This window comes from Histidinibacterium lentulum (assembly GCF_003789055.1).
In the GTDB taxonomy this organism is placed as follows: domain Bacteria; phylum Pseudomonadota; class Alphaproteobacteria; order Rhodobacterales; family Rhodobacteraceae; genus Oceanicola; species Oceanicola lentulus.
In genome coordinates this window covers 202,276-219,640 of record NZ_ML119081.1, presented here as the reverse complement: position 1 = coordinate 219,640, position 17,365 = coordinate 202,276, and the positions used below count along the sequence as shown (strand labels likewise).

The following is a 17,365-nucleotide window of genomic DNA, read 5'->3' as shown; positions in this document are numbered from 1 at the left end:
CTCAGGCAGCGAAGCCCCGATGGAGTAATGCGGGCGCGCCCCCCGCACAAGCCGGGCAGGGCGGTCAGTCCCGCTGGCGGCGGGCGAGGGCGGCGGCGACCATTTCGACCACGTCAGCCGCGTCACGCGTCGCGGAGACCTCATCGGCTGTGACGCTGACGCCCCAGCGCGCCATGGCGGCGTAGAGCGGCGCGCGGTGGGCGAGGGCGCGGGCGTAGGTTGCGCGGATGAAGGCGTCCGGATCGACCTCGTGAGGCGCGCAACCGGTCTCGGCGAGATAGTCGCGCCAGCAGCTGTCGAGAAAGTCCGGCTGGTAGTACATCGGCTTCGGCGCCGCGTCGAAGCGCCGGATCAGCGTTTCGGTATGGGCCTCGCTGCCCACGAGATGCACCATGAGGCACCGGTCCGAGAGATGCCGCAGGATCGGGTCGCCCGGATCTGAGGGATCCACCACCTCGCAGATCGACCCGCCGGAATCGCAGATGAAATGGGGATAGCCGTAGAGCGTCTCCGCCCGGTCGATGAAATGCCCGGTGTCGAGCAGCGCCGCCCGCTCCGCATCGCGGTGCAGGGCCTGCCGCAGACGGTACTCCTCGATGGGCAGGCCGCCCCTTGCGGGATCGCCGGGCTTTCCGAGGTAGGTGGAGAGTGGGGCGAGATTGTCGAAGGTGATGTTCGAGCCGATGTAGATCGAATCGCTCATCAGAAGGTCACGCAGCAGCGGCACCGACATGGCCAGGCGCTTGGCGTTGTCGGCGATGGCCTCACCCATGTAGCGCGTGCCGATGCGGTAATCGACCGAATAGTGGAACCAGTCGCCGGCGCCGCGCAGGAGCGAGGCGAGGCGGGTCTTGCCGAGGCCGGACATACCGAACACCAGCAGGCGTTTTCGGTCGGAGGCCGTCCAGTCGTGGGGTGAGGTGTAGAGCATGGGCGGCATCGGTAGGGCCGGTCACAGGAATCTTCTAGAAGATTCTTGCCTCCCCATGATCTTCCAGAAGATCATGGGGCCTTAGCGTGCGCCTCGGATCCAGCCGCCGCCCAGAACGCGGCTGGTCCCGGGCTCGTAGAAGACGCAGGCTTGACCCGGCGCCACGCCTTCCTCGGCCACCGCCAGTTCGACCTCGGCCTCGGTCTCCGAGAGCGGCCGCAGGACCGCCTCGGCCGGTGGACGGGTGGAGCGGATCTTCACCGCGATCTCGCGCTCGGTTTCGCCGGCGAAGTCCCCGTCGCCGAGCCAGTTGACCTCTCTGATCGGCACCCGCCGCGTCGCGAGCATTTCTTTCGGCCCGACGATGACCCGCCGCGCCTCCACGTCGAGACGGACGACATAGAGCGGCTCCGACAGCCCGCCGATGCCGAGGCCGCGTCGCTGGCCGACAGTGTAGTGGATGACCCCCCGGTGCTCACCCAGCACGCGCCCGTCGGCGTGAACGATCTCTCCGGGATCGGCGGCGCCCGGGCGCAGCTTCTCGATCACGGAGGCATAATTCCCGTTCGGAACGAAGCAGATGTCCTGGCTGTCGGGCTTGTCGGCCACGGAAAGGCCGTGCCGCGCCGCGAGTGCCCGGGTTTCCGCCTTGCTCCTCAGGTGGCCCAGCGGAAAACGCAGGTAGTCGAGCTGTTCGCGCGTGGTCGAGAAGAGAAAATAGGACTGATCCCGTGCGGGATCGGCTGCTGCGTGAAGTTCAGGGCCGAGCGGTCCGTCCATGCGCCGGATGTAATGGCCTGTGGCCATGCAGTCGGCCTCCAGATCCTTCGCCGTTTCCAGCAGGTCCCTGAACTTCACCCGTTCGTTGCAGCGGATACAGGGAACGGGCGTGGCGCCGGCCAGATAGCTGTCTGCGAATTCGTCGATCACGCTTTCCCGGAAGACGTTCTCGTAATCGAGCACGTAATGGGGAAAGCCCATGGCCTCGGCCACGCGCCGCGCATCGTGGATGTCGCGCCCCGCGCAGCATGCGCCCTTCCGGGCCAGCGCCGCACCATGGTCGTAGAGCTGCAGGGTGATGCCCACGACGTCATAGCCCTCGGTGGCGAGTTCCGCAGCGACGACCGAGCTGTCGACGCCACCCGACATGGCGACCAGCACCCGGGTCTCGGCGGGCGGCTTGGCGAAGCCCAGGGAGTTGAGCTCAGTGTCGAGGGGCATGTCGGCTCCGGTGCGGCGGGGGCGGGGAAAGAGCCGCAAATATAGGAAAATCCGAGATACTCTCAAGACCCGGTTTCACCCGCGCTTAAGACCCCTCGCGCCAGTCTCTCCGCGATGGAACGACAGAAGGCGGGATCGACGATGTATCTCAGGAAGGTGGAAGGGCCGCGGTCGGTCAGGCTTGCCGACGGGTCGGTGATGACCCGGGCCGATCTGCCCTCCGTGAAGACGGTGCGCTGGGTCGCCTCGCGCAAGGCCGCCGTGGTGCGCGCGGTTTCGGCGGGGCTCCTGCTCCGGGAGACGGCGTTGAAGATATATGGCCTTTCGGAAGAGGAATTCGACGGCTGGCGCTCTGCGGTCGAAACCCACGGCGAGGCGGCGCTGCGGGCGACGGCGCTGCAAAGGTATAGACAACCCTAGGTAGAACATCTACCGTCGCGGAGGACGGTAACGCCGGCTTAACCATTCTGCGCCAGAACTGGCGACAGGAACGAGAGAGCGGAGAACCCTGATGCGCGTCCTGCTGGTAGAAGACGACCCGACGACCTCGAAGAGCATCGAGCTGATGCTGACGCACGCCAACCTCAACGTCTACTCCACGGACCTCGGCGAGGAAGGGATCGATCTTGCCCGGCTCTACGACTACGACCTGATCCTGCTCGACCTGAACCTGCCCGACATGAACGGCCTCGAGGTGCTGCGCCAGTTGCGCGTCGGTCGTATCGACACGCCGATCCTCGTCCTGACCGGCGAGGAAGCGACGGAAAGCAAACTGAAAAGCTTCGGTTTCGGCGCCGACGACTACCTGACGAAACCGTTCCATCGCGAGGAACTCGTCGCCCGGATCCACGCCATCATCCGCCGCTCCAAGGGCCATTCGCAATCGGTGATCCGGACCGGGCGGATCCTGGTCAATCTCGACGCCAAGACGGTGGAGGTGGACGGCGCGCCGGTTCATCTGACCGGCAAGGAATACCAGATGTTCGAACTGCTCTCCCTGCGGAAGGGGACGACCCTCACCAAGGAGATGTTCCTCAACCATCTATATGGCGGCATGGACGAACCCGAGTTGAAGATCATCGACGTCTTCATCTGCAAGTTGCGCAAGAAATTGAGCCATGCCACTGGCGGCGAGAACCATATCGAGACGGTCTGGGGGCGGGGCTATGTCCTGCGCGACCCCGATCCCGAGACGCTGGGCGGGAGCCGCCTTGCGGTCGGCGCCTGATCTGCGGTCCTGCGGTCGCGGGTTGACCCGGAGCAGGGCCTGCACCCGGTTGTGACCGGCTCATGTCCCGCGACTCCCTTCCTCGCATGCCCTGGGCCGCTTTGCAGTGACATGATCGCGCCGTGAAGTCCGGCAACCGGCGCGCTCGCAGGCGGCTTGCGCCGGCGCCGCCTCCGGCTGGCGACGCGACGTTCCCTCCGGCCGGTCCAGCGACCCGCCCCTGCCTTGCGGTCTGGACGGCTTGCCGCGGTCGGTCTAGCACCATCGTGGCGAGAAGCGGGACGGATGAGGGGCAGGCGTTATGGCCGACAGACCGGCGGTGAGCGAACTTACGGAAGCTCAGGCCCGGATCGAACTTGCGCGGCTGGCGGACCTGCTGGCCGCGGCCGACCGGGCCTACCACGTCGAAGACGCGCCCCATCTCAGCGATGCCGACTACGATGCGCTGAAGCGGCGCAATGCCGAGATCGAAGCACGGTTTCCCGGGCTGAAGCGCGCGGATTCGCCGTCGGACATGATCGGCGCGGCCCCGGCGGAGGGGTTCGGCAAGGTCACACACCGGGTCCGGATGATGTCGCTGAGCAATGCCTTCGATACCGGCGAAGTCCGCGAGTTCGACGCCTCCATCCGCAAATACCTCGGACTCGGAGCGAACGAACGGCTGACCTATACCGCGGAACCGAAGATCGACGGGCTGAGCCTGTCCCTCCGCTACGAGGCGGGCCGGCTCGTGCAGGCCGCGACCCGCGGCGACGGACAGGTCGGCGAGAATGTCACGCGCAATGCGCTGACGCTGAAGGACATCCCGGACCGTCTCCCTGATGGCCCCGAGGTTCTGGAGGTGCGGGGCGAGGTCTACATGAGCCATGCCGACTTCGCGGCGCTCAATGCGCGGCAGGAGGAGGCGGGGGCAAGGACCTTCGCCAATCCGCGCAACGCCGCGGCGGGTTCGCTGCGGCAACTCGATTCCGAGATCACGCGCCGGCGCCCGCTGCGGTTCTTTGCCTATTCCTGGGGCGAGGTCTCCGCGCCGGTCGCCGTCACCCAGCACGACGCGATGGCGCAGTTCCGGGCCTGGGGCTTCCCGGTCAACCCGCTCACGGAACTCTGCGAAGATGTCGATGCGCTCCTTGCCCATCACGCGCGGATCGAAGCGCAACGGGCGACGCTGGGCTATGACATCGACGGTGTGGTCTACAAGGTCGACGACATCGCGCTCCAGGAGCGACTGGGGTTCCGCTCCACCACGCCCCGCTGGGCGCTCGCGCACAAGTTTCCCGCCGAACTCGCCTGGACCCGGCTCGAACGGATCGAGATCCAGGTCGGCCGGACCGGTGCCCTTTCGCCGGTGGCACGCCTGATGCCGGTGACCGTGGGCGGCGTGGTCGTCTCGAACGCCACGCTGCACAACGAGGATTACATCGCCGGCAGGGCCGCCGATGGCACGCCGATCCGGGACGGCAAGGACATCCGCGAGGGAGACTGGGTGCAGGTCTACCGCGCCGGCGACGTCATACCGAAGGTCGCCGACGTGGACCTCTCGAAGAGGCCGGAAGGGGCACAACCCTACGACTTTCCCGAGACCTGTCCGGAATGCGGCTCTGCCGCGATCCGCGAAGAGGGCGATGCGGTCCGCCGCTGCACGGGGGGGCTCATCTGCCCCGCACAGGCCATCGAGAAGCTCAAGCATTTCGTGAGCCGCGCCGCCTTCGACATCGAGGGGCTGGGCGCGAAGCAGATCGAGATGTTCTGGTCCGACACCGCCCTGCCGATCCGGGAACCGGCAGACATCTTCACTCTTGCCGAGCGCGATGCCGGTAATGTCTCGAGACTGGAGCACCGCGAAGGCTACGGCGCGACCTCGGCGCGCAACCTCTTCGCTGCGATAGAGGAACGGCGGACGATCCCGCTGGCCCGCCTGATCTTCTCTCTGGGGATCCGGCACGTGGGCGAGGTGGCTGCAGGTGATCTCGCGCGGCATTTCGGCACCTGGGAGGCGCTCGCTTCCGCCGTCGATGCGGCCGCACCCGCCGCGGCGCGCCACGCGCTGGCGGAGGACGCGGTCATCGCCGAACGCGAGGCCGCAATGACCGAGGGCCGGCGCGCGCGGGTCGGCGAGACACGCGAGAGGATCTGGACGGACCCGCCGCTTCCCGAAGCGGCCCGCGCAGCCTGGGAGGACATCGTGGGCATCGACGGGGTCGGCGCCACGCTCGCGCAGAGCCTGGTGACGACCATGGCCCAGACGGAGGAACGGGCGTCGATCGACCGTCTGGTCGCTCACCTGCGCGTCGAGCCCGCCGAACGGCCCGCCGCCGACAGCCCGATCGCCGGCAAGACCCTCGTCTTCACCGGAACCCTGGAAAGGATGAGCCGCGCCGAGGCAAAGGCGCGGGCGGAGGCCCTCGGCGCGCGCGTGTCTGGCAGCGTCAGTGCCAAGACCGACCTCGTGATCGCGGGTCCGGGGGCCGGCTCGAAGGCGAAGAAGGCCGCCGAACTCGGCATCGAGACGATCGACGAAGAGGCCTGGCTCGCGCTCGCGGGCCGCGCATGAGCGGAAGACCCGAACCGCTCTGGCCCCTTTTCTCGGGCCTCGAGGTGCTGGATGGGATCGGGCCGAAGACGGCGAAAACCCTGGTTCAGGCCGGGATCGCGACACCCAGGGACATGGCCTACACGCTGCCCTATGCGGGAACGGACCGGCGGCTGAAATCCTCGATCCGGGAGGTCGTGCCGCCGGCGACCGTCACGGTAAAGGTGCGCGTGGGCCGGCACATGCCACCCACCGCCCGCGGTCGTCCCTACCGCGTGGCGGTGGACGATGCGCAGACCGAGTTTCTGCTGGTCTTCTTTCACGCGCGCGACGACTGGCTGCGCCGGCAATTGCCCACGGGCCAGACACGGATCGTCTCGGGCCAGGTGGAGCTGTTCGACGGCGTGGGCCAGATGGTCCATCCCGACCACATCCTGACGCCCGACGAGGCGCTGACGATCCCGGAGTTCGAGCCGATCTATCCGCTGCCCGGCGGCGTCACGCAGAAACTGATGTTCCGGGCGTCGCGGGCGGCGCTCTCGCTGGCTCCCGAGCTCGACGAGTGGATCGATCCGCCGCTCATGGCGCGGCAGGGCTGGCCGGGCTGGCGTGAGGCGCTGGCCGCTGCCCATGCGCCGCGGGGGCCTGACGACCTGATCGCCACCGCCCATGCCCGTCAGAGGCTCGCCTATGACGAACTCATGGCGCATCAGCTGACACTGGGTCTGGCGCGCCAGACGATGCGGCGCGGAAAGGGGAGGGAGACGCGGGGCACGGGCGCACTGCGGGACAAGGTCCTGAAGGCGCTGCCCTACAGCCCGACCGGGGCGCAGTCCCGCGCCATCGCGGAGATCGAGTCGGATATGGCGGGTCCGCGCCGGATGAACCGCCTGCTGCAGGGCGATGTCGGCTCGGGCAAGACGCTGGTGGCCTTCATGGCGCTCCTCATTGCGGTGGAATCGGGCGGGCAGGGGGTGATGATGGCCCCCACGGAGATCCTCGCCCGGCAGCATCTGGAGGGGCTGTCGCCGCTGGCCGCCGATGCGGGCGTCCGGCTGGAGTTGCTGACGGGCCGCGACAAGGGAGCGGAACGGGAGGCGAAGCTCGCGGCCCTGGCGGCGGGAGAGATCGGCATTCTCGTGGGGACTCATGCGGTGTTCCAGAAGGACGTGGCATTTGCCGACCTGCGTCTCGCCATCGTGGACGAGCAGCACCGTTTCGGAGTGTCGCAGCGCATGGAACTGGGGGCGAAGGGCGCGCGGGCGGATGTACTGGTGATGACCGCGACGCCCATTCCGAGGTCTCTGGCGCTGGCGCATTACGGCGACATGGACCTCTCCGTCCTCGACCAGAAGCCGCCGGGCCGGACTCCGGTGAAGACGTCCGTCGTCTCCGCCGCTCGGATGGTGGAAGTGGTGGAGCATCTGCGGCGGGCCGCCGGCGAGGGGCGGCAGGCCTACTGGGTCTGCCCTCTGGTGGATGACAGCGAGGCGAGCGAGCTGACATCGACCGAGACACGATACAAGGCCCTGCGCGCCGCCCTCGGCGAGGATGCCGTGGGTCTGGTCCACGGACAGTTGCCGCCCGCCGAGAAGGACGCCGCGATGGCACGCTTCGTGGCGGGCGAGACGCGGGTGCTCGTCGCCACGACGGTGATCGAAGTCGGGGTGAACGTGCCCAATGCCTCGATCATGGTTATCGAGGGCGCCGACAGTTTCGGCCTCGCGCAACTGCATCAGCTGCGCGGGCGCGTGGGACGGGGGGCCGCCGCCTCCACCTGCCTTCTGATGTATGCGCCGCCCTTGTCCGAGACGGGGAGGCGAAGGCTGGAGATCCTGCGCGAGACCGATGACGGTTTCCGGATCGCCGAGGAAGACCTTGCCATGCGCGGGATGGGGGACCTGATAGGCACCGCGCAATCCGGCCTACCCAGGTTTCGCGTGGCGGATCTGGAGCGTCAGGCCGCGCTGATGGAGCTTGCCCAGTCCGATGCGCGGGCGCTTCTCAACACCGATCCGACACTCGAAAGCGACCGGGGTCGGGCCGCCCGAATGCTGCTCTGGCTGATGGAACAGGACAGGGCGATCCGCCTGCTTTCGGTCGGCTGACACGTTTTGTTCCCCGATGTTCATAGAAAGTTCTGGACAGTCGGCGCCGAATATGAGAACAAAGGGTCAACAAACAGCAGGCACACCAAGGAGGCGAGACGATGGCACAGACGATCCGGACGGCGCTTCACCGCTCCCGCGACACTCTTCTGGCCGATACGATCGGCGTCCTCTCCCTAGTGGTTCTCCTGTTCGTCGGCCTTTCCCTGCCCGGACTGGTCTAACCCTCTGCCCGAGCCCTTCGCGCCGGCCCGTCTTGCGTCGCACCTGCCTGTCCCCGCGGCGCTGGACCCATGACTGCCTGTCCCACGGTTCCGGGGTTGCCTCCCCTGCCGACGGGTCCGGACTCCGCGATACGGTTCTGCCTGCCGCCGCCATGCCCGTCCCGGCATGTGCGGCGGTTTTTTCTTTCGCTGGAATGAAGGACGTCACGCGCCCGAGACGGACCCTTCAGTCACGGGCCGACCGCCACGCGTCAGGCGTTCGCCCGCTCTCGCGCATCCTCGAACGCCTTCAGGGTCGCGTCGAAGGCCAGAAGGATCGAGGCATGTCGGTTGCGGTAGTCGCGAGCCGGCTCCAGCACCTCGAATCCGTCCCAGGGCGCCGCCGGCACCGGGCCGCCATCCTTGAGCATAGCGGCAAGGGCATCGCGGCCGGCACAAACCTCATCCTCGGTACGGCCGATGATGTTGGCCCCGACCACCGCAGCGGAGGCCTGACCCAGCGCACAGGCCTTCACGTCCTGCCGGTAATCCGCGATGCGGCCATCGTTGAGCATCAGATCGACCGTGACGGTGGACCCGCACAGCGGCGAACGCGCCCGGGCCGTACCTTCGGGCGCCTCGAGACGCCCGACCCGGGGCATGTCCGCAGCGAGCGCGAGGATGCGCCCGGAGTAGAGTTTCATCAGCTCGGCTTCGGCCATTGCGTTGCCTCCATCCCGCATTGCGTCGTAGATAGGGCCGTTCGACGCCCGCGCAAAGGAGCAATGCCATGCGGTTCGATCCGGCCTCGCTTGAATTCGACGCGCAGGGTCTGATCCCCGCGATTGCGCAGGATGCAGAGAACGGCCAGGTGCTCATGCTCGCCTGGATGAACGCGGAGTCGGTCGCCCGGACCCTGGAAGAGGGTCGCGTGGTCTACTGGTCGCGGTCGCGCGCGGCATTCTGGCGCAAGGGCGACACCTCGGGGCATGTGCAGGAACTCGTGGAGATGCGCCTCGATTGTGACCGCGATTGCCTGTTGCTCCTGGTGCGTCAGACGGGTGCGGCCTGTCACACCGGGCGACGCAGCTGCTTCTTCACCGCGGTGCGCGAAGGCGAAGAGCAAGAGATCGCGGCGCCGCTCTAGGCGGCGTCCGCCATGGCGCGCAGCAGCGCGCGCAGGGCATCGGACGGTGTCTCCACGTCCCAGATCTCTTCGCCGATCCCGAAGAAATCCGTTATTGGAGAGAGGGTTCGGATGGTCTCTTCATCCAGGTTCCCTTCCGCGACCACGGGAACTTCGATCATGTCGGACCACCACTGGAAGAGGTCCGGCTCGGCCCGGCTGCCGTCGCCGAGGGCCGAGGCGCCCGCAGGGCCGAAGCTGACGTAATCGGCACCGGCCTCGCCGGCGGTCATTCCGTCATGGCTGGAACGGCCGCAGAAGGCGCCCACGATGGTATCGGCCCCCAGCTTCTTGCGCATGGCACGAACCGACCGGGCGCCGTCCGTCAGGTGGACACCATCAAGACCGAGGCGCTCTGCAAGGACGGCGTGGGTCTCGATCACCAGCGCGACGTCCCGCGAATGGGTCACCTCCCGCAGCGCATCGGCCGCGCGGCAGATGACGTCCTCGTCACGGGTGGCCAGCGCCAACCGGACGCAGGCCACCTCGGCCAGGTCGAGACAGGCCGCAAGCCTTGCAGGGAACGTGGATAGCTCGAATGCGGGAGGCGAGATCAGGTAGAGCTGGGGCGGCCCGGAGGCGTCTGTCATGGCAGGACTTCGTCGGTTCTTGCTGGAGCCGCGGCGCGGCGGTTTGCCGCTCGTAACAGGGAAATCCTGGCTTGGCTACTTCGGCGGTAGCGTCGCCACGTCGGCGGGGGCCAGGCCGAGGAGACGCCCCCGCAGGTCATCGTCTGCCATGGTTTCCGCGCCGGCGGTCACGAAACCGCCCATGGGCCTGCCGGTCGGCGCCAGTCGCTATACGCCGGAGGAGCGAGCGCCTCGTCCTCGCCGGCCCGTCCCCCCGGAGATGCCGGCATCGTCCAGGGCGCCAGAGGCCATGTTGCCGTCGAGCATGGAGGAGAGCGCGCCGAACATGCGCCGTTCGGCGACGGGTCCCGCGTCGGCGAGTTTCCTGCGCAGGAGGGCGGCGAGTCCGGGGTCGAAAGCCATGGCAACTGCCTTGTCCGGGGGGGCGCCTCGGCGTATCACGCCGCGGCCCCGAAGGAGAGTGCCCATGTCCGATCCCGTAGCGCCGGCATTCGTGCTGATCCGTCCCCAGATGGGCGAGAACATCGGCGCCTCTGCCCGGGCCATGTGGAATTTCGGTCTTGACCGTATGCGGCTCGTGACGCCGAGGGACGGCTGGCCGAATCCATCCGCCGTGGCACTGGCGAGCGGGGCGGGGCGGCTACTGGACGGCGCGCAGGTCTTCGAGAAGGTGGCGGAGGCGGTGAGCGACTGCACCTATGTCTACGCCACGACCGCGCGTCCGCGGGAACTGACGAAGCCGGTGCTGACGCCCGAGGCCGCCATGCGAGACGCCGCGGCGCGGGTGGCCACGGGGGAACGCGTGGCGGTGATGTTCGGCCCGGAGCGGGCTGGGATGGAGAACGAGGATATCGCCCGGGCCTCGGCCATCGTAACGGTCGACGTGAACCCCGATTTTCCCTCGATCAACCTCGCGCAATGCGTGCTTCTGCTCGCCTATGAGTGGCGACGGGCGACACACGAGGCCCTGCCCGAACGGCTGGAGGGTCAGCGCACCGATCTGGCGACGCGACTGGAGATCGAACGGCTGGGCGACCATTACGAGGAACGGCTCGATGAAGCAGGGTTCTTCTTTCCCGCGACGAAAGCGGAGGGAATGCGGCTCAATCTGCGCAACCTCTGGAGCCGTCTGCCGTTGACTCAGGCCGATGTTCAGATGCTCCACGGCATGCTGCGGCAGATGATACGCTGGAAGGAGCGCGGCTGACCCGCGTCCCGATGAAGCAAGGCGTCGGCTTGCGGGGGTCACGGGTCGAGCCTAGCTTGCCGCGCAAAGGAGCGAGGCATGGCAAAGAAACCGAGGGCGATCTTCGAGGACGTGGCGACGCCCGGGCGTCAGCAGGCGGCGGCCACGGGTGCGATCGAGCGCGCCGGCGGCAGTGGCGCACGCGGGGCGGTGCGAATCTGGCTGATGGTGCTCTTCGCGCTGGTCGTCGTGATGATCGCGGTGGGCGGCATGACCCGGCTGACGGATTCCGGGCTGTCGATCACCGAATGGGCGCCCGTGACGGGCGCGATTCCTCCGCTGAATGCCGAGGACTGGCAGCGCGAATTCGACCTCTATCGCCAGATCCCCGAATATCAGCTGCAGAACGCGGGCATGACGCTCGACGAGTTCAAGGTGATCTACTGGTGGGAATGGGGCCACCGGCAGCTCGGGCGCTTCATCGGCCTCGTCTGGGCTCTGGGGTTCCTCTGGTTTCTGTTGACCCGGACCCTGCCGCGCGGCTGGACCGGGCGCCTTCTGCTGCTTGGCGGTCTGGGCGGGCTGCAAGGGGCGATCGGCTGGTGGATGGTATCCTCGGGGCTCGAGCCCGGGATGCTCGACGTGGCGTCCTACCGGCTCGCCATACACCTGGGATTGGCCTTCGTGATCCTCGGCCTGATCGCCTGGTACACGTTCCGGCTCGCACGGCGGGAGGCGGATCTGCTGCAGGCGCGCCGCTCCGCCGAGGCGCGGCTCTTCGGCGGGACAACCGGGCTCATGCATCTGGCGTTCGTCCAGATCCTGCTCGGTGCGCTGGTGGCGGGCATCGACGCGGGCCGGATGTTCCCGACCTGGCCCGACATGGGCGGCGGCTTTCTGCCGCCCGAACCGATGGTGCTCGACCCGTGGTGGCGCAACTTCTTCGAGAATGCGGGAACGGTGCAGTTCGTCCACCGGATGGCGGGTTATCTGCTCCTCGTGCTTGGTGTCGCCGTCTGGCTGCGCGGGTGGCGCTCGCCGAACGGGCGCACGCGATTTGCCATGAACGCGGTTCTGGCGGTGATCCTGCTGCAGGTCGTCATCGGCATCGTCACGGCGCTCTACTCGGCGCCCTGGCAGCTGGGGATTCTGCACCAGGCGACGGCTGTGCTGCTCTGGGTCCTTATCCTGCGCGCGCGGTTTCTCGCGCGCTATCCGTTGCCGCAATCCCTGCGAGGTACCGCATGACCACTCCCTTCGACGACCTGATGGCCCACGCGCGCGAGACCGCCGCGCTCGAGCAGGTGGCCGGGAGGCTCGGCTGGGACCAGGAAACGGTGATGCCCCGGGGGGCGGCAGCCCAACGGTCCGAGGAAATGGCGGCGATGGAGGGCGTCCTCCACGCCCGTCGGACCGATCCGCGGGTGGGCGACTGGCTTGCGGCGCTAGAGACGGACACGCTGACCGCCGAAGATCTTGCGCAGGTGCGGCTCATCAGGCGCGCGTTCGACCGGGCCACACGGGTGCCCGCGAGGCTCTCGGCCGAGATCGCGCGGGTGACCTCCCGAGCCCAGGGCATCTGGGCCGAGGCGCGGGCGGCCGACGACTTCGACGCCTTCGCCCCCACGCTCGCCGAGGTGGTGTCGTTGAAGCGCGAAGAGGGGGCGGCCCTCTCGAACGGCGGCGACGTTTATGACGCGATGCTTCAGGATTACGAGCCCGGCATAACCGGGAACGAACTCGACGCCCTCTTCGGACGGCTCCGTCCGCGGTTGGTGGCGCTTCGGGAGGCGGTGCTGGCGAGGCCTCCCGCGCCGGCGCTCACCGGCGTGTTCGACGAAGCCGCACAGATGCGGCTGTCGCGCAAGGTGGCGGGGGTCTTCGGCTACGACATGAAACGCGGACGCGTGGACAAGGCAGTCCACCCGTTTTCCTCCGGTTCGGGACAGGATGTGCGGATCACGACGCGGACGGCGCCCACGGACCCCTTCAACCGCCTCTACTCGACGATCCATGAGGTCGGGCATGCCGCTTATGAGCAGAACGTCGATCCCCGCTATCTTCTGACTCCCCTCGGCTCCGGCGTCTCTATGGGCGTGCATGAAAGCCAGAGCCGCATCTACGAGAACCAGCTCGGCCGCAGCCGCGCCTTTCTGGGCTGGCTCTGGAGCGAGATGCGCGATGCGTTCGGCGACCTGGGCCTGGCCGACGAGGACTCGCTCTACGCAGCCGCGAACGGGGTTCACCGGGGCTACATCCGGACCGAAGCCGACGAGGTGCAGTACAACCTCCATATCCTGCTGCGCACCGACCTCGAGCGGGCGCTGATCTCGCGCGAGATCGAGGTGAGCGATCTGGAAGAGGCCTGGAACCGCAGGTTCGAGGCGGATTTCGGTTATGCCGTCGACCGACCGTCGAACGGTGTCCTGCAGGACGTCCACTGGTCGGTAGGGCTCTTCGGCTATTTTCCGACCTACACGCTCGGCAACGTCTATGCGGGCTGCCTGCACGGGGCGCTGCGCAAGGCGGTCCCTGACCTCGACGCGCATCTCGCGGCGGGCGACCTTGCGCCAGCCACGGACTGGCTGCGGGACAAGCTGCAGCGGCATGGCGGACTGCGGGAGCCTCTCGACACCATAGCGGCCGCAACCGGAGAAGCGCCCACCGAGGAGCCGTTGCTTGCCTATCTCGAGACGAAGTTCGGCGCGCTCTACGGGCTCTGAGTATCGGATCATTTGCGACTGATCCGAGCCGAATGGTCGCGAATATTGGGGGGCCTCAACACACCATCCGGATGGGTCCCGGCGCACGGACCACGAGGAACTGACCGCCAGCCTCGCGCATGTGGAAACCCCGCGACCGGACTTCGTCCAACAGCCTGTCACGACCGATCTCGCGGTCGACCCAGTCGATCTTTCGACGCACGATGTCGCCCGAACGGGCGGATTTCGTGGTGGACATCTGCCGCATCCACAGGTCGGGATCGTGGGGAAGGATCGGGGCGTCTCCCATCGCTCCACCCGCACGGACTTCGGTTAACGCATCACTAGGCGCGGCGCCTGCGCCGCCGTCCGCCGCCTCCCGCCTCGTTGCCCGCCTTGGCGGCCTCGGCATAGGGCGTGCCGGCCTCGACCTGCTCCATGACGCGTGCGAACCCGATCCAGCTCGAGCCGTTCGGGTCGTGGTTCATCAGCATGTTCGCCGCCCGGATCGCCTCCATCTCGACCGGCCGGACCGGGTTCATGATCGCCGAGGTCATGCCGGATGCGATGGCCATGGGCAGAAAGGCCGCATTGATCCCGTGGCGGTTCGGAAGGCCGAAGGAAATGTTGGACGCGCCGCAGGTCGTGTTGACCCCGAGTTCCTCGCGCAGCTTGCGCACGAGGGCGAAGACCTGCTGTCCGGCGGAGGCCATCGCTCCGATGGGCATCACCAGCGGATCGACGACGATGTCATGGGCCGGGATCCCGTAATCCGCCGCCCGCTCGACGATCTTCTTCGCGACGGCAAAGCGGACCTCGGGGTCCTCGCTGATGCCGGTGTCATCGTTGGAGATCGCCACCATCGGCACATTGTACTTCCTGACCAGCGGCAGGACGAGCTCCAGCCGCTCCTCCTCGCCGGTGACCGAATTGAGCAGCGGACGGCCCTCGCAAGCCTCGAGACCCGCTTCGAGCGCCCCGGGAACCGAGCTGTCGATACACAAGGGGACGTCCACAAGCCCCTGAACCAGCTCGATCATCCGCCGCATCAGCGGCGGCTCGGTCTGGTTCGGATCAGGGTTCGAGTTGTAGACGACGCCCGCGTTGACATCGAGCATCGTGGCTCCGCAGGCGACCTGCTCCAGCGCATCCCGCTCCACGGTGGAGAAATCGCCCGCCTCGAGCTCGGCGGCGAGCTTCTTGCGCCCCGTCGGATTGATGCGCTCGCCGATGACGCAAAAGGGCTCGTCAAAGCCGATCACGGCGGTCCTTGTCTTCGACTCGACGACGGTGCGGGTCATGCACGGGGCTCCTTTCAGGGGTGGTTGAAGAGCGCCGTTTCGAGCGCAGGATCGGAGAAGTCGCGGATCACGAGCCGGGCTCCGGCGGCGCGCAGCGCCTCGGGCGCCAGGCTCGAGGTCAGGCCCACGGCATGGGCCCCCGCGGCAGAGGCCGAGGCGAGACCCGCGCGGCTGTCCTCGAAGGCCACCGCGCTGGCCGGGTCCACGCCCAGCCGCCGCATCGCCTCGGCATAGGGAAAGGGATCGGGCTTGCCGCGCGGACAATCGTCGCCCAGCACGATGGTGCCGATGCGGTCCGAAAGCCCGATCGCGGCGAGCATGGCGTGGGCGTTCTGCGTCGGGGCGTTCGACACGACTGCGACGGGCCAGGCTTCTGCCTCGGCCCGGTCGAGGAGGGCAAGCAGCCCGGGCATGGGTTCGGCCGAACGGCCCAGCCTTTCTCGAAAGCGGGCTTCCTTCAGGTCGGCCATGGCCGAGGCATCGGCGGCGGGAAAGAACTCGCCGAAGATGTCGGCATTCTGGCGGCCGTGCAGATGGCCGATGTAGAACGCCTCGTCGATCTCCCGGCCATGCTCGGCGAAGAGCTCGACGAAGACCGCAGCATGGAGCGGGTCGGTCTCCAGCATGGTGCCGTCGAGATCGAAGAGTAGCGCAGGCATGTCCGGTCAGGCGCTCGCGGTCGTGGCGGTGCGGCCCGCTTGCCCGCCAAGACCGCCCGCCCATGTCGCCGCAACCTCGATCCCGCCGAGCGGGAACAGATGGACCTGAGCGATGCCGAAGCCCGGATGGGCGGCCTTGTGGGCCGCGAGCGCCGCCAGGAGTTCCGTGGGTTCGTAGGGCAGAAGAAGTTTGGTGACGTCCATGGCGCGTCTCTGCAGCACCCGCAGGGACGGGCCGACACCGCAGGCGATGGCGAAGCGGATCATGGTCTGGAGTTTCGCGGGGCCGGCGATGCCGACATGAACCGGAAGGTCGATGCCTTCTTCCGCAAGACCATCGACCCAGGAGATGATCGGGTCGGCCTCGAACGCGAACTGCGTGACCAGCGCCATGTTCGCATCGGTGCGCTGCGAGAAGTCGTGCTTCCAGCGCAGGGCGGCCTCCACGTTCGCGTGGCCGCCCTCTGGGTCGATGTCACGGTTTCCCTCCGGATGGCCGGCCACATGGAGCCGGGTGAGCCCCGCACGATCGAGAAGGCCGGACTCGAGAAGCTGCATCGACGAATGAAAGGCACCGCGCGGCTCGGCCAAACCGCCGGCGAGCAGAAGAGCGCCGGTCACGCCCGCCTCCCCCTGGTAGCGGGCAATCCAGTCGGCGAGTGTGGCGGTATCCGCGATCAGTCTCGCGGGCAGGTGCGGCATGACTTCGAAGCCCTCGGCGGCGAGCCGTCTCGCCGTGCTCACCATGTCCTCGATCGGCGTGCCGTCGATATGGGCGATGTAGACGCGCGTCCCCGCGGGCAGGAGCGCGCGGAAATTCCCGACCTTCGCGGCGGTGCGGGGCATCACCTCGATCGAGTAGCCCGACATGAACTCGGCCGGGCCGCCGGGGAATTGGCCGAACCTCGCAGCTGAGGCGGTCTTGCGGCGAAAGTCGAACAGGGCCATGAGCGTGTCTCCGATGCGCATCCGGGTTCAGGCCCGGCCGTCGTTTCCGATAAGGGCCATCAGCCGGCCGTCGTCGTAATCCGCCTCGAGGCCTGCCGCGATGTCCTTGGCAGCTTGACGGTCGTCGCCCTCGACCTCGATCGGATCGGCCCTGCGCCAGTCCGCAAGATAGGCGTCGGTTCCGGTGGCGCCGCTCTTCATCGCGGCGCGGTCGATGGCCTGCTCGAACCGCTCGGCGAGCGGGAGCTTCACGGCGCGTCGCCCCTTTCCGGCCATGACCTGAGCCGGAATGTCACGCCAGTAGACAATGGTGACCTGCGCCATGGACCTCTCCGGAGGATGCAACTTCCTGATGCTCTCATAGCGATGCGGCCGACACCGTCACCGCCGGAATTCGACGGAACGGCGCGACTGCGCGACGGCCGGCATGCCACGAGTAGGAGGCGGGGGACAGGGATGGCCGACAGAATATCGAGCCTGCGCCGGTGCGGCCCGCGCATCCCGGGCGGCCATCGCGGGTCTGTCACAAAGCTTGCCAGATGGGACGCGGCTGAATAATCTGATGCCAA

At 67.7% G+C, this 17,365-nt stretch carries 19 protein-coding genes; 9 read left to right on the top strand and 10 right to left on the bottom strand.

What is annotated here, in order from left to right:
* Window positions 1–64: 64 nt before the first annotated feature.
* Window positions 65–931, bottom strand: coding sequence for an ATPase (locus EAT49_RS01065; RefSeq protein ID WP_123640419.1), 867 nt, complete (start codon window positions 929–931; stop codon window positions 65–67).
* Between the two features lie 81 nt (window positions 932–1,012).
* Window positions 1,013–2,152 carry a tRNA 2-thiouridine(34) synthase MnmA gene (mnmA, locus tag EAT49_RS01060; protein WP_123640417.1) on the bottom strand — a complete coding sequence of 380 codons (1,140 nt, stop codon included), beginning with the start codon at window positions 2,150–2,152 and terminating at the stop codon, window positions 1,013–1,015.
* A gap of 141 nt (window positions 2,153–2,293) precedes the next feature.
* On the opposite strand from mnmA, the gene sciP reads away from it, so the two are divergent.
* From sciP to EAT49_RS21675, 5 genes are all read left to right on the top strand, one after another.
* Window positions 2,294–2,572 carry a CtrA inhibitor SciP gene (gene sciP / locus EAT49_RS01055; protein WP_123640797.1) on the top strand — a complete coding sequence of 93 codons (279 nt, stop codon included), beginning with the start codon at window positions 2,294–2,296 and terminating at the stop codon, window positions 2,570–2,572.
* A 91-nt stretch (window positions 2,573–2,663) separates the two neighbouring features.
* Window positions 2,664–3,380: a response regulator transcription factor CtrA gene (gene ctrA / locus EAT49_RS01050; protein WP_123640415.1), complete on the top strand. Its 717-nt coding sequence runs from the start codon at window positions 2,664–2,666 to the stop codon at window positions 3,378–3,380.
* 301 nt (window positions 3,381–3,681) lie between these two features.
* Window positions 3,682–5,934 carry an NAD-dependent DNA ligase LigA gene (gene ligA, locus EAT49_RS01045; RefSeq protein WP_123640413.1) on the top strand — a complete coding sequence of 751 codons (2,253 nt, stop codon included), beginning with the start codon at window positions 3,682–3,684 and terminating at the stop codon, window positions 5,932–5,934.
* On the top strand, window positions 5,931–8,021 hold the full coding sequence (gene recG / locus EAT49_RS01040; protein WP_123640411.1) for an ATP-dependent DNA helicase RecG: 2,091 nt from the start codon (window positions 5,931–5,933) through the stop codon (window positions 8,019–8,021). Before ligA ends, recG begins: the two co-directional genes overlap by 4 nt.
* A 101-nt stretch (window positions 8,022–8,122) precedes the next feature.
* Window positions 8,123–8,245 (top strand): hypothetical protein, encoded by a 123-nt coding sequence (locus tag EAT49_RS21675; protein ID WP_281274698.1) that lies wholly within the window; start codon window positions 8,123–8,125, stop codon window positions 8,243–8,245.
* A 251-nt stretch (window positions 8,246–8,496) separates the two neighbouring features.
* Here the strand turns inward: EAT49_RS21675 and EAT49_RS01035 are convergent, their stop codons facing one another.
* Window positions 8,497–8,946, bottom strand: a complete 450-nt coding sequence (locus EAT49_RS01035; RefSeq protein WP_123640409.1) for an iron-sulfur cluster assembly scaffold protein — start codon at window positions 8,944–8,946, stop codon at window positions 8,497–8,499.
* Between the two features lie 68 nt (window positions 8,947–9,014).
* Here EAT49_RS01035 and hisI point away from each other — a divergent pair, with 68 nt between their 5' ends.
* A complete protein-coding gene (hisI, locus tag EAT49_RS01030) occupies window positions 9,015–9,371 on the top strand; it encodes a phosphoribosyl-AMP cyclohydrolase (RefSeq protein ID WP_123640407.1) in 357 nt (118 codons plus the stop codon).
* On the opposite strand, the gene EAT49_RS01025 is transcribed toward hisI, so the two are convergent.
* Together EAT49_RS01025 and EAT49_RS01020 are read right to left on the bottom strand one after the other, a co-directional pair.
* A complete protein-coding gene (locus EAT49_RS01025) occupies window positions 9,368–10,000 on the bottom strand; it encodes a thiamine phosphate synthase (RefSeq protein WP_123640405.1) in 633 nt (210 codons plus the stop codon). The genes hisI and EAT49_RS01025 overlap by 4 nt on opposite strands.
* 207 nt (window positions 10,001–10,207) lie before the next feature.
* Window positions 10,208–10,402, bottom strand: coding sequence for a hypothetical protein (locus tag EAT49_RS01020; RefSeq protein WP_123640403.1), 195 nt, complete (start codon window positions 10,400–10,402; stop codon window positions 10,208–10,210).
* A 64-nt stretch (window positions 10,403–10,466) separates the two neighbouring features.
* Here EAT49_RS01020 and EAT49_RS01015 point away from each other — a divergent pair, with 64 nt between their 5' ends.
* The 3 genes from EAT49_RS01015 to EAT49_RS01005 all read left to right on the top strand — a co-directional run bounded on the left by EAT49_RS01015 (window position 10,467) and on the right by EAT49_RS01005 (window position 13,909).
* On the top strand, window positions 10,467–11,207 hold the full coding sequence (locus EAT49_RS01015; protein ID WP_123640401.1) for an RNA methyltransferase: 741 nt from the start codon (window positions 10,467–10,469) through the stop codon (window positions 11,205–11,207).
* A 78-nt stretch (window positions 11,208–11,285) separates the two neighbouring features.
* Window positions 11,286–12,434, top strand: coding sequence for a heme A synthase (gene ctaA / locus EAT49_RS01010; protein WP_123640399.1), 1,149 nt, complete (start codon window positions 11,286–11,288; stop codon window positions 12,432–12,434).
* The gene (locus tag EAT49_RS01005; protein WP_123640398.1) at window positions 12,431–13,909 is read left to right on the top strand and encodes a carboxypeptidase M32; all 1,479 of its coding nucleotides are present in this window, start codon (window positions 12,431–12,433) and stop codon (window positions 13,907–13,909) included. Before ctaA ends, EAT49_RS01005 begins: the two co-directional genes overlap by 4 nt.
* A gap of 55 nt (window positions 13,910–13,964) precedes the next feature.
* Here EAT49_RS01005 and EAT49_RS01000 read toward each other — a convergent pair whose 3' ends face one another.
* The 5 genes from EAT49_RS01000 to EAT49_RS00980 are packed head-to-tail and all read right to left on the bottom strand — an operon-like array spanning window position 13,965 to window position 17,120.
* Window positions 13,965–14,198, bottom strand: a complete 234-nt coding sequence (locus EAT49_RS01000; protein ID WP_123640396.1) for an N-(5'-phosphoribosyl)anthranilate isomerase — start codon at window positions 14,196–14,198, stop codon at window positions 13,965–13,967.
* Between the two features lie 34 nt (window positions 14,199–14,232).
* On the bottom strand, window positions 14,233–15,189 hold the full coding sequence (locus tag EAT49_RS00995; protein ID WP_123640394.1) for a methyltetrahydrofolate cobalamin methyltransferase: 957 nt from the start codon (window positions 15,187–15,189) through the stop codon (window positions 14,233–14,235).
* Window positions 15,190–15,203: 14 nt separating this feature from the next.
* Complete coding sequence (locus EAT49_RS00990) at window positions 15,204–15,848, bottom strand: HAD family hydrolase (RefSeq protein WP_123640392.1); 645 nt, start codon at window positions 15,846–15,848, stop codon at window positions 15,204–15,206.
* A 6-nt stretch (window positions 15,849–15,854) separates the two neighbouring features.
* Window positions 15,855–16,796 carry a methylenetetrahydrofolate reductase gene (locus EAT49_RS00985; RefSeq protein WP_123640796.1) on the bottom strand — a complete coding sequence of 314 codons (942 nt, stop codon included), beginning with the start codon at window positions 16,794–16,796 and terminating at the stop codon, window positions 15,855–15,857.
* A 27-nt stretch (window positions 16,797–16,823) separates the two neighbouring features.
* Window positions 16,824–17,120 carry a virulence factor gene (locus EAT49_RS00980; RefSeq protein ID WP_123640390.1) on the bottom strand — a complete coding sequence of 99 codons (297 nt, stop codon included), beginning with the start codon at window positions 17,118–17,120 and terminating at the stop codon, window positions 16,824–16,826.
* Between the last annotated feature and the right edge of the window lie 245 nt (window positions 17,121–17,365).